This is a genomic window from Paenibacillus sp. N22P23 (genome assembly GCF_059383735.1).
Genome location: NZ_JBXENT010000001.1, coordinates 757,482 through 769,501, shown reverse-complemented (window position 1 = coordinate 769,501; position 12,020 = coordinate 757,482). Strand labels below are relative to the sequence as shown.

At 48.0% G+C, this 12,020-nt stretch carries 11 protein-coding genes and 1 pseudogene; 2 read left to right on the top strand and 10 right to left on the bottom strand.

What is annotated here, in order from left to right; translation table 11 throughout:
• Positions 1–45 precede the first annotated feature (45 nt).
• The 10 genes and pseudogenes from AC506A_RS03820 to AC506A_RS03775 form a co-directional block, all read right to left on the bottom strand.
• Entirely contained in the window at positions 46–540 is a 495-nt protein-coding gene (locus tag AC506A_RS03820) for a GNAT family N-acetyltransferase (RefSeq protein ID WP_495459643.1), read from the bottom strand.
• Positions 541–676: 136 nt separating this feature from the next.
• Positions 677–1,237 (bottom strand): FAD-dependent oxidoreductase, encoded by a 561-nt coding sequence (locus tag AC506A_RS03815; RefSeq protein ID WP_495459642.1) that lies wholly within the window; start codon positions 1,235–1,237, stop codon positions 677–679.
• Positions 1,238–1,325: 88 nt separating this feature from the next.
• Positions 1,326–2,204, bottom strand: a complete 879-nt coding sequence (locus AC506A_RS03810; protein ID WP_495459641.1) for a GNAT family N-acetyltransferase — start codon at positions 2,202–2,204, stop codon at positions 1,326–1,328.
• 14 nt (positions 2,205–2,218) lie between these two features.
• Positions 2,219–3,583, bottom strand: a complete 1,365-nt coding sequence (locus tag AC506A_RS03805) for a DUF6298 domain-containing protein (RefSeq protein WP_495459640.1) — start codon at positions 3,581–3,583, stop codon at positions 2,219–2,221.
• 510 nt (positions 3,584–4,093) lie between these two features.
• Positions 4,094–4,357 (bottom strand): annotated as a pseudogene (locus AC506A_RS03800) (transposase); the annotation flags it as partial.
• 465 nt (positions 4,358–4,822) lie between these two features.
• On the bottom strand, positions 4,823–6,103 hold the full coding sequence (locus tag AC506A_RS03795; protein WP_495459639.1) for an erythromycin esterase family protein: 1,281 nt from the start codon (positions 6,101–6,103) through the stop codon (positions 4,823–4,825).
• An 81-nt stretch (positions 6,104–6,184) separates the two neighbouring features.
• The gene (locus tag AC506A_RS03790; protein WP_495459638.1) at positions 6,185–7,183 is read right to left on the bottom strand and encodes a P-loop NTPase family protein; all 999 of its coding nucleotides are present in this window, start codon (positions 7,181–7,183) and stop codon (positions 6,185–6,187) included.
• Positions 7,184–7,205: 22 nt separating this feature from the next.
• A complete protein-coding gene (locus tag AC506A_RS03785; RefSeq protein WP_495459637.1) occupies positions 7,206–7,817 on the bottom strand; it encodes a nucleotidyltransferase family protein in 612 nt (203 codons plus the stop codon).
• A gap of 27 nt (positions 7,818–7,844) precedes the next feature.
• Positions 7,845–8,606, bottom strand: a complete 762-nt coding sequence (locus AC506A_RS03780) for a GNAT family N-acetyltransferase (protein WP_495459636.1) — start codon at positions 8,604–8,606, stop codon at positions 7,845–7,847.
• Between the two features lie 159 nt (positions 8,607–8,765).
• Positions 8,766–9,776 carry an aminoglycoside phosphotransferase family protein gene (locus AC506A_RS03775; RefSeq protein ID WP_495459635.1) on the bottom strand — a complete coding sequence of 337 codons (1,011 nt, stop codon included), beginning with the start codon at positions 9,774–9,776 and terminating at the stop codon, positions 8,766–8,768.
• Positions 9,777–9,914: 138 nt separating this feature from the next.
• On the opposite strand from AC506A_RS03775, the gene AC506A_RS03770 reads away from it, so the two are divergent.
• Together AC506A_RS03770 and murA are read left to right on the top strand one after the other, a co-directional pair.
• Positions 9,915–10,733, top strand: coding sequence for a DeoR/GlpR family DNA-binding transcription regulator (locus AC506A_RS03770; protein ID WP_495459634.1), 819 nt, complete (start codon positions 9,915–9,917; stop codon positions 10,731–10,733).
• Entirely contained in the window at positions 10,720–12,015 is a 1,296-nt protein-coding gene (gene murA, locus AC506A_RS03765) for a UDP-N-acetylglucosamine 1-carboxyvinyltransferase (RefSeq protein WP_495459633.1), read from the top strand. The genes AC506A_RS03770 and murA overlap by 14 nt, the downstream gene beginning before the upstream one ends.
• Positions 12,016–12,020: the final 5 nt, after the last annotated feature.

The following is a 12,020-nucleotide window of genomic DNA, read 5'->3' as shown; positions in this document are numbered from 1 at the left end:
GCGCAGTTCTCCTCTCTAGGCTATATACGGTATTCACGCGAATGATCATAGTATTTTCTCGAATACAATTTCGTCATGAATCGGAATATCGTAATAACCCACTAAGGGGATTGCTGGCTTCAGTTTCCTAGCCTCGTCAATCGCGTTTATAGTTATGGCGCTAATTCGGTAGCCACGTCGTTGATAAAATTTCATCGCATTCACATTATCGTTCGTCGTGACAAAACAGATACGAGGCTTCCCCAAAAGCTTGATTCTTTGTTCCACTTCCGAAATCAATCGACTTCCGATTCCTTGTCCTTGAATCATTGCGTTAAAACTCATCAACTCTCCTTCGTGCTCGCTAATTCGATAAGTCGCTGCTCCGACTCGCATACCATCTGACCAAGCGATGATTGCTTCCATGTCATTCAGATGATACTGTTTTCCTCTCGAGATCATGATTTCGCTGCCCCACTCGCTTAACCACAGGTTTGTCAGCCATTCCTTATCCTCTTCGTTGGCAGGAGCAAGGAGTTCAATTCGCCCATCTTTTTCCACATTTATCACCTCATTTCTAGATTATTATCAAAACGAAAAAATAGCCCAGCTGAACGACTTCTACGTTCAGTTGGGCTATTCTTTGTGTTATATCCTAATATGCTTCATCGATGTTAAACGAATCTAGAATCTTACCTTATTTCAGCAAATCGTGATCCACATAACGTGTTCCATTCAGCTCACTAATTACATTAATCGCAACTTTAGCGCCATCGCCAGCCGTGATGATCGTATGCACGCTGACACCAGCCGCCGTGCCAGCTACCCAGACTCCGGCCACGTTCGATTTGCCGCTGGCATCCACATCGAACACCTGTTTGATGCGCGGTTCTGTACCCTCTTTTACCGACAATCCGATTTTCTCAGCCAAATCTGTCGAAATGCCCGTAGCAACAATAACATGGCTGCCTTCGTATTGCTGCGATTCGGTAGCAACGCTGAAACCGTTCTCATTCTTTGTAACAAGGACAACTGTATCTTGAATCAGCTCTGCACCGAATTTAACTGCTTGCTTCTTACCTGTCTCCACGAGCTCAGGACCTGTCGTTTCCAGCAATCCGTAATGATTCTCGATCCATGCCTTCTTCGTCATGCTCTTGTCGCTGTCAATCAGAAGTGTCTTCTTGCCAGCCTTTGCTGCGAATAATCCTGCACTAGCTCCTGCAGGGCCTGCTCCGATAATGATAATGTCGAACATGAATAATCACTCCTTCATAGGATTACAGATCATAGCAGCTTGCTATGCACATCATAAGCCATTCCATAGAGCGGTTGCAAGTTGTCCATCACAGCTGGAGTGACATATGCACCTGTTCGATATAGGGCTTGAAACCAAGACGATCCAGCAGCTCGAGCAGCTCATGATGGGTATGCCTGATGTTAAGCGTCATCCGTTTATATGGCATTTCCAGCGGACCGAATACTTCTTTGAGCAGCGCTTTGATAATCTTCCCTGAATCTGACCTGCTAGGTGCAGCCTCACATTGAAAGAGCACGATCGAATTCAAAAATCCGTCTTCGCCATAATTCCGTTTGTATAACGCATAGCCTACCTGTTCTTCACCATCCGAGATGATGCAGCATTCTCCATCCCTCTGACTTTGCCAGCCTGTCTGCCAAGCGGCATCGTGGTTATAGAAGGAAAGTACTCTGGCATCGCGCGGTTTCGCATGCCTGATCACAAACCGATGTGGAAAGCTAGGCAGCAATATGGCAGGGTCTAAAGCGTCTTCCTGAATGGAACAAACCAATTGTCCTGTTATCTGGTAGCCAGCACCTTGATAGAGCTTGATCGCCGGTTCATTTTGAATAATCGCTTCGAGTAGTGCATGTTGAACATTTTGTTCCCGATACAATTGAATATTTTGCTCCATGAGCCGTTTTCCGTATCCTTTACCTCGATGTGCCGGGGCAATTCCTGTACCGCCGTTCCAGGCCGTTTTCTTGCCATGGATGGTTCGAAAGCCGTTCATGATAAACCCAGCTGGTTCCCCGTCAATAACCATCGCGAGCGAATGATCGAGCGATAACCCTTCACTTACTGTTCGAGCCAGGAAACGGTCGAGATCCAGTGCGGCATTTGTGAAATACCCTTCAAAGCCTTTGTTCCACAGGGAGACGAGTTCGTTAGCTGGGATTTGACTGAATCGGTTATACGTAATCATGCTGATACCCCTTTCTAATATAGGTAAAGTACGGCTCCACCTGAGAATGGAACCGCAAACGTCACTTTTGAACCGCCTTGTATGGAATCAGTCGCTTGAGCAGTGCCATTCACCGGATCAAACCATTCTACGCGCCAAATTCCGTTGGCCTCGCTTAAATCGACGATTAACGTTTCGTTTGTTTGCTGGGTATAAATAAGAAAACCGTTCTCCGGAGAAGCAAGACAATAACGGGAACTGGCGATTTCTTCATTTGGTATCGTACGTTCAAGACCGATTCGATCGGCATACTGCCGAATATAGCCCATATTTCGGCGAAGCGGCTCCCAATCCGGATAATCACGAGAATTCAGCTGCGTATTACCCGGATAATCCGGCAGCGGGGCACCCGGAACCGGGCACCACGAGTCCATGAATATGGGATTTAATCCTCTAAGGAATGATTTCCACACCCAATGATAGTTTCCTCCATGTCCCCACAAGTGATCGGTATCCGTCATGACGACCTTGCTTCCATCCCCAGCAGGAGGGTCTAGCTTATACTCCTGATTCGGTCCATTTCCCGGTGACATCCAGTCGGCATGAGAGGCAAACAATATGGCATTCTCTTGCTCGCCGCCTACTGCTGTCATCCCGACCGGATGCTGCTCAGGTAGAACTGACTCGTATTCCTGCACGTATTGGATCATGTGGGAATGCCACTCCAGTGCACGATCCGAGTTCTCGACTTCATTAATAATTTCGAAGAGCACATGATCCAAGTCATTCAGCGTATCGATACATTTGCGGAGGAAAGCCTGCTGCAATTCTACAATCGCCGGAATTTCCATGCTATAAATATCAGCCCTGCCATCGCCGCTGCGATCCCCATGAATACCGTTGCTATTATTAGCACGGTTATAAGGGTGTGAGAGCCAAGGATCGCTGCCCTCTCTCGCATTCTTTGGGCACCAGCCGTCGAAGAACATTACAGATACATAGATGCCGCGTTCCCCGGCTTGCACTACTCGTTCCCGCAATCTTAGGAAATAGCTCTCATTCCACTTCGTCAAATCAAATTGCGGCAGCCCATCATGAGCTGCTTGGTCTCCGGTCCGCATGTAGGGCATCGGATCGAAATACACGTTATCTAACGTCCATGGTGCATAGAGCGGATGCCCCCACTGCCATAACCGCATGAAATTATGGTTATGATCTTCCAACATAGTGAGATATTCCTCGTAGTCAAACGTCGGACCACCCTCTAATCGGATATCCTGCAGGTTTGCCCACGTATGCGAGCCGGTCAACAAGATGATGTTCCCTAAACCATCTTCAAAATACCTCGGGTTCCGCTCGCTCTTTCTTAATACCCCATTTGCCATAATCGTAATCGTCATTGGATCTCACCCCTACCGATGATTGATTAGACATCAAGAACCGTCCCAAATATCTCCATCATAGCATACAAAACAGGCGTTTTAGTCCGTGTTTTTTCGGTCTTCGGGAGAAAAATAGCTCGTTTGGCGACAGCTTGGCTGGAAGTAGTTGGCGTTGGCAAAATTGTGGTTTGCAGGGCAACACTTTAGCGGTATATGAGCGGATTTCGTGGATGTGTTGCTCCTAGAGCAACACTTCGGCAGAAAGTGAACGGATTTAGCAGAAAAATAGAGCTAAGCATATTCATGCTTAGCTCCCAGATTGTAGAGAAACCCACGTTTTTTCAAAACGGCGGGTTTCTCTTTTTAGTTTTTGGTTCAGCCTCAGGGCTTTGGAGGGCGAATTACCCCTCCGAAGCCCTCCTTTCCAGGTGGAGGGCAATCTTTTTCATGTTCTGCACGGCAGCGGTCATCAACGCTTGTTCCATCACATTGTGCAACCCCCGCAAACGGCAATAGCGAAACCCATGACGCTAAGTTCGTTTGGACCTCGCGTTCAAGCTGACGTTCAGAACGAATGCCGTAGAAATAACCGATAAAGATCATTTTGAAGAGGACCAACGGATCGATGGCTGGACGCCCGTTATCTTGTGAATAGAGATGGCGCACCTTTTCGTCGATAAAGGTGAAGTCAATATACTTATCGATCTTGCGGAGCATGTGATCGGCAGGCACCAACTCTTCAATGGAAACCAATTCATAATTCTGTTGTTTCTCTTTATTCGAGCGTAGCATAGCGGCACCATCCGTTCGTATATGTTAGTTATATTATAACGCAGTAACGCGGTGACGTATTAAACCTTTTGGACAAAATGAAGGCTGTCGAGACTTTCTCGACAGCCTGGGGCTGCACTCTAGGAGTGCAGCCATTTTAATATGATTCATGAACAAAATTTTTAACGGTTGTCAGCGTGGCTATTTGATGAAAATAAGCCTTATTGAAAGGCTAACGGTTGTGACAGACGTTATTTGCAGCAAATGGGTCGATTCCTAATGGAAAATGTTCAAATAAGCTCGCTGGCAACCGTTACAATTTGAAAAGGGTCTATTTATGCCAAATAACCACTTTCACAACCGTTAGAGTTGGAATACGACAAAGCATTCGCTCATCGCGGGTGTACAATTATATCAAACGTGGGTTTCTCGACACACTGAGAGCTAAGCATATTCATGCTTAGCTCTCCTTACTCATTCACCACGTTACACCGTAACCGGAATTATCGGCTGAAGCGCATTGGATCGGTCGATAAACACGAAAGCATCATACCGTTCCGCCATGACGCTGGGGACATAATTACCTCGCTCGTAGTGCGGATGATAAACCACGCCAATCGCACGATGACCGTACGTATGGTGAAAAACCTCTGTATCCGTCCCACGGAAAATAAGCCATTGATCATACGGGCCGGCTTCGTGCATCAGATCCTCCCAGCTGCCTCGCCGCGCTTCGGGCACTCGCAGCACCTCAAGCGGTGATTCCCAAGCATCGGCCGCGATGACTTTACCGCTATGCGTCCCGAATCCAATAGCAAACACTTCAATCTCTTCGCCCTGCTCCCGGAGCAGCTGACCGACATTCACCATATGGTCGGCTTCCATATCTGTGGCACGCGCATCCCCGATATGGGTGTTGTGCTCCCATACGATTGCTTTTGCAGACGGACCATAGAAATGCATAACTCGATTGAGCGCTTCGACCATATGCCGATCACGAATATTCCACGATTCAGGGCCGCCTTTTACCATTGCCTCATAATAACGCTCTGCATTCACGGCAACCAAAGCATTGATTTCATCATTTAACAACGCTTCATGTGTGCCTCCGGCTCGATTGCGCTTCGCTTCCAGGTCCCTCAATAGTTGAAGCACCTCATCCTGGCACAACTCTGAGAAGAAGGCAGAGGACATGCCGTAGTTCTGACCATCCCTGCTGTGCGGTTCGAAACACGAGAAGGCGTTCAGCGCTGCAGCAAGCTCCGGCGAATTCGTCTTCTTCAAATGCTTAATAATTTCATCCATCGACTCCCAGAGGCTGTACACATCAAGTCCATAAAAACCGATCCGATATTCCTCAGGCAGTTCGCGATTATAGTCGCGCAGCCAAGAAATGAGCTCCGCCGTTTCCCGATTAGCCCACATCCAAGACGGCCACCGGTCGAAAGCTTGCAGCACTTCTTCGATGGAACCTTTCGCCTCAGCGTGATGCTTGATGTACTTGTTCACTTCATAACAGGAAGGCCAGTCGCCTTCAACGGCAATGAATGTGAATTGATGCTGCTCGATCAGCATTTGGGAGATCGCCGTCCGATTCGTATAGAACTCACTCGTTCCGTGGCTTGCTTCGCCCAGCAAAACGTATTTTGATCCGGCCGCTGCGTTCGCAAGCCGCTGAAGATCGGCAGGCTGCTCCAAACGGTTCGCCCGTTGCTTGATCGCATCGACTACTTCCTGTCGATCGTTCGATTTTCCAGTAAGGCTCATCGTAGACTGTCTCCTTCTCACAAGTTAGAAAATATGATGTTTATATTTTCCAATTTGTACGGGAGTTATGAGCAGGACAATCTAAAGCCGCTTCATAAACAAATGATCTACCTTCCCGCCTAGCAGCGTTGGCCCGGTTAAGCGCAAGCGAATACCAACACTGTTCTCTTCTTCGAAGCGAATTTGGAACGGAAAGGACTGAACATCGAAGACATTTTCGCCTAAATGAATTAATGGCGTTCGCGTCCATACATGTGGAAGTCGGTCGACGTTAATCGAATCGGAATCAGGATCATACCGCACCTCGCAATGGATCTCACCTTCTGACTCTGAGTAATAAATCCCAGCAAACCGCCGCAAATCCTCAGTCAGAACTCCACTACCAGGACTCGAATCAAGCCCCAGAAAAGCTAACAACTGTTGCTCGCAATCCAACCAATCCCCGTCCGTATTGTCGATCGACAGCTTGTTACTGATCAGTCTCTCAAACATCTCGTCCGTTATCGCACGATAAGCCTGCCAGTAAGCAACTGTTCCTTCGAAGCCACTCAACCGATGAGCTCGGCCATAGTTGGACTGTGTAGCTGCATCAATGAACTGTAACTCCGTATGACCACGCCTGCGGGAGAAAATACGTCCCAAAGCGTTCCCGACATCCTGCTGATGAAAATAAATCAAATGCGGATTACACTTCTCAATGATTCGCTCCACTTCCGCGACATATTGAATGATTTCATCAGGAGGAACGAGCTGCGGGAATAAGCTCCAACTTAGATAGCCAAACAGGCAGCTATCGATGATGATAATCTCGTCAGATGATTGAACAGCTGTGCTAAATTTGTGCCATTGTTCAAGAGCGGCATCTATCACTTTCTGATAATCCCCGTTCTCTAGGTCCTGCACAACCGCTTGCAGCGTTGCCGAATCGTTAAAGACATAGATGGGATGCCCGGCCTCTTCTTCATACCACCATTTATGCTTCAAGCCGGCACGGGTCAGCGCTCCTGAAATGAACTGTGCTGAAGTCGATTTTCCCGATCCAGGAATCCCTTCAAGGAGAATGAGCTTCGTATTCCTCATAACACGTCTCGCCTCCGCTTCGTTACTCATCCCATGGAATGACTGTCAACTCCGGCCATTTCGATTTCCATTTCTCCGCTTTCTTCACATAGAACGGCTGCGTGATCTGTGCCTTATTTGCTCGAACAATCAGTCCGAACAGATCATTTAAGCCAAATGGCGCATATACCTTCCAAGCTCCATCTACCGCTCTTCTTAGTCCAATTGCAGTTGCTGTCGCTGGCCATTTATTTATCGCTTCTTCCAAGGATCGATACGGCTGAATCGGGTACCCATAATGGTCTTCATACCAAAGATGAACGCGAGCTTGATTCTTCACATCCAGCTGATAAGGCAGTTCACCGAATGTTTCTCTGACTTTGTCGATGACCTCCCCTTCTTTGTCGTACGACAAATCCTCGTCAAAATACACAAAATCCAGATCCTTAATCCCATCATTCAGCGGACGCCCACACAGATAATTCCAGACCGTTTGTGTCACACAGCCCGCCCCAATGTAATAATGGTCCAATTGGAGCGACTGTGCCTTCTCCGTCACTTGCTCAAGTACCGGATTCATTTGAACAATCCGGATAAGGCTGTCCATCTGAGTTGCGAGATCTTGATTTTGGGCAAAATATGACGTCACGAGCATCCCTTCTACTCCCCTTGTTTAACTCATCTACCGTGCATATACTTCTACCCAGGCCGGCCAAAATCCTAATGATATCGCTAGCTGACGAGATTGGAGATTACTTACCTCTGTTGAATAGTACGGCAAAATGCCATTAGCTAATATAGCTTGAGTTAGCCTCCCGACAATCGCTTTTCCAATACCACGTCCTTGATACTCGGGAAGTACATCGACGCCAATTTGCCACATTCGCTCACAATCCTCCGATGCTCCGGCAATGCCTACGATCTTTCCGTTGCACGCCGCAGCTACTGCTAATCGATCCGGTCTTGAACTATCCAAACTAAAGGAGAGTGCATGGTTAAATTGGGTTTGGGAATATAAACTTGCGACATTCGCCTCATCGTACATCCTGATCACAATATCCTGCGGCACATCAAACTGGACGATATCATCCGATGAACAGACATATTTCTGATCCGGACCAGCCAATAGTTGCTTGTCTTCTCTTACATAAGCATCGAGCGCTGCCAACGATCGGGCCGAGAAGATTTGTCCTCGCGTCAAATGCTCTAGTTGCCCTCTTACCCAGTCCATCCTATCAGCGCTGCAAGACACCACGACACCTTGCCCCAATGTGACAATCTGTAGAGATTTCTCGCGAAAAGGAAACCGAAACGCACCTTCCCTCTTCGCTGCTAGATGATAGGTCACACCTGGGTTGGTGAGATGGGATGCCGAACAAGCCAAATTGGCTGACAATACCGACAAGATCATTTGTTTCGCAGCGCTGCGGCTAAGCACAGTCATACAATCCCTACTTTCCTGTGAGGTACGAGAGCGACACATTATTGATCATTACTCGCTGCTGTCATAACGATAAAGTTGAATGAGCTGGTAAAGGATCGTTTTGTCCTCATACGGCAGTAAAGTTACTTCAATGTTCAAAAGGTTCTCCGCCTTCCTAACCTAGTTGGTTTCAGCCGAATATAACCTCAAATACTCGGGATAAGCGCGCAGATGTACCGCTTGTGCTCTTGCCTGCGTCTTCTCTCTCAGCTCCGGTATCGCCTCGGAATCTACATAATCAGCGAGGATGTCGATAACATCATCTAATAGACTAGCTCGAAAATAGATCGACAGTCGCTCGTAAAGCTCCTCGCCTGCCTGCTCGATCACTTTCGCCTGCCAATAAGGCCAATCAGCCGTATGATAGAACGGCCATAGCAGTACGGAATAATCCATCGCCGCGTCTCCGCTTGCAGATAAGTCATCCCAATCAATCATCCAAATCTGATTACTCTCATCCACCAGGACATTGTTCCAATTTAAATCATTGTGCACAATATCCTTCGCTGCTTTCCGGAAAGCCGGATGAGCATACACGATTTCGCGCAACGCCTTAATCTCAGCATCAAACCAATCCAGCGTCTCTTCCGTTACGAAATGAAGCAGATGCTTCCCTTCTCTGATCGTAACCATGTCCCCTTCAAAGCGAGAGATATAAGCATCAGAGAAAGCATCTGCATATGTAAACTCCTCATTACTTTGAGCGAGTGCCGATGCGAGCTCTTGATCGCCATGCAGCTGCTGTAACTTGAGCAGCACATTCGGAATCGCATCCGAAGGATTCGGAATCGATGTCAAAGAATCGCCACGAATATATTCGAACACCAGCCCATATCGATAATCGGGTATGATTTCACCTTGTATTTCACGGATTAACCGGGGAGCGTTATATCGGTTCGACAGCTGGTCGCTGACCTCGGCCCATTGCTGAAGTCGATGCATTTTCTCATCAGGTGCGAGTTTGAGATGCCTCATCGTCTTTCCATCGGATACCCGATAAGACTGATTCACAAATCCGCCAGGATTGTAAATATAAGTAACCTTCACATCAGTCCCGTGCTGCAGCCCTAATGAATCTACAATCGATTCCGCCCATTGCCGGATAAGTACTTCATTGTGTTCGATATTCATGTTCTTCTCCCTCTCTTGACCAATAATGAACAACCATGAAGAAAACCGAATAAAGCTGTTGACAATAATGAACAATACGGAATAGGATATAGGCAAAAGAGTTCGATAGGAAGTAAAGCCGCGGAGGTCACTGTCACTATGCTCGCAGAGGAAAGAAGGCAGCGCATCCTAGAGATGCTTGCCAAGGACGGAAGAGTCGTCGCACAAGAGCTGGCTCAGCAATTCCAGCTTTCCATTGACTCGATTCGCCGTGATTTAACGATTATGAAAGAGCAAGGCCTCCTTCAGAAAACATACGGAGGCGCGATTCCGCTTGCTCCGAGCGAATCGCATAAAGTACGTGCCAAACCGCAGCCGAAGAACATCCGGTACGGGGAAGGTGCGCCGCACCAGAACGCCATTTCCAAATTAGCGGCCTCTTACATTCAACGGAACGACACGATCTTTATCGGAGGAGCCGGTATTCAATACGGCATGCTGAAATATCTCCCTACTGACTTTCCTTTTACCGTTGTTACGAATTCACTCATGATTGCTGAATCTATACGAACAATGACTCATATTGAAGCGTATCTTGTCGGCGGTAAGCTTCGGGCTGCAGGAGAAAGCTTAATCGATGTCATAGCCGTCGAAATGATCAGCAGATTTAATTTCGATATCGGTTTTATTACCGGTGGCGGAATTGCTCAGAATGGTATCTGTGTCGCTACGCCGGAGAATGCCGCATTAATCCGTGCGGTCGCCGATGCCTCTCAGCGTAGAATTTGTCTTGCTCCTCATGAGAAAATTGGCGTCCGAAGCTTTGCCACATCTGTCCCCCTGCAGCAGATCAACCTGCTGATTACCGACCAGAAGGCTCCCGATCCATTCATACAGGAATGTGAGAACCGTAACGTCAATGTCATCATAGCCGATGAACAATATCCAAGCGGAGGCGTAATCGATGAAAGCAATTAAAGTGGAATGGTCCAACTCTCTTCATGGCAGCGTTCAAATCCCCGGTTCCAAGAACAGTTCGCTTGCACTGCTTGCGGCAGTCTGTCTGGCCGATGAGCCGGTTACGCTGCACGGTATTCCGGACATTGCTGATTTAAGAGTCATCTATGAAATAAGCCGTGAAATCGGACTTCAAGTAGAGCGCCATGAATCAGGCGCAATTACATTGGACCCGTCAAATATATCGAGTACTGTACTGGATCCTGTCAAATCGTCTTCTTTCCGGGCTGCCTATTATTTCGTCGGATCACTTCTAGCTAAATTCGGCAAGGTTTCCGTCGGATACCCCGGCGGTGACGACTTCGTCAGCCGTCCGATGGATCAACATATTAAAGCGCTCCAGATGATGGGCGCAACGTTCACGTTTCAACCGACTTCTTACACCGTAGAAGCTAAGGAGCTGCATGGCGCCACTATATACTTCGACATGATTACATGTGGCGCCACGATTAATGTCATGATGGCAGCGGTTCGTGCGAAAGGCACGACCGTATTGCTTAACGCGGCTCGCGATCCGGAAGTCACGGATACGGCGAATTTACTTAATTTGTTAGGTGCAAAAATTACCGGAGCCGGTACAGATACGATTCGCATTGAAGGTGTATCTTCCCTGCACGGCGGTTCCTATACCGTTATACCGGATCGGCTGATTGCCGGAGCATTTCTGATGGCAGCCGGCGTTACAGGCGGTTCGGTTACCGTGGACAATGTGATCCCCGAGCATCTCTCATCCTGCTTAGCAAAGCTGCGCGAAATCGGATTGGAGTTGGATGTACACGATAACGCCATTACCGCACATTCAACCGGTATCCTTCGAGCAACAAGAGTGCGTACTGCCATGTATCCGGGCTTTGCGACCGATCTGCAGCAGCCATTGACCGCACTGCTTACCCAAGCCCGCGGCAAAAGCATCATCGGCGAGCGAATTTATCCGGCTCGATTCAATCATGCCCATCAGCTGATTCGCATGGGTGCGGATATTAAGATCCGTTCAGGCGTAGCCTCCATTAGAGGCGGCAGCGTATTGCATGGCACATTGGTGCACGCATCCGATGTGAGAGCAGGCATTTGCTTGATCCTTGCCGGTTTACGCGCAGAAGGTACAACCACGATTGCCGGTGTCCAGCATATCGATCGCGGTTATGAGGATGTTGTCGGCTCCTTCCGCTCCCTAGGCGCGAACATCAGTATGTATGATAGCAATGAACTGCCGGCACAAAGCGTGATCACAGGAATGAAGTAACTATT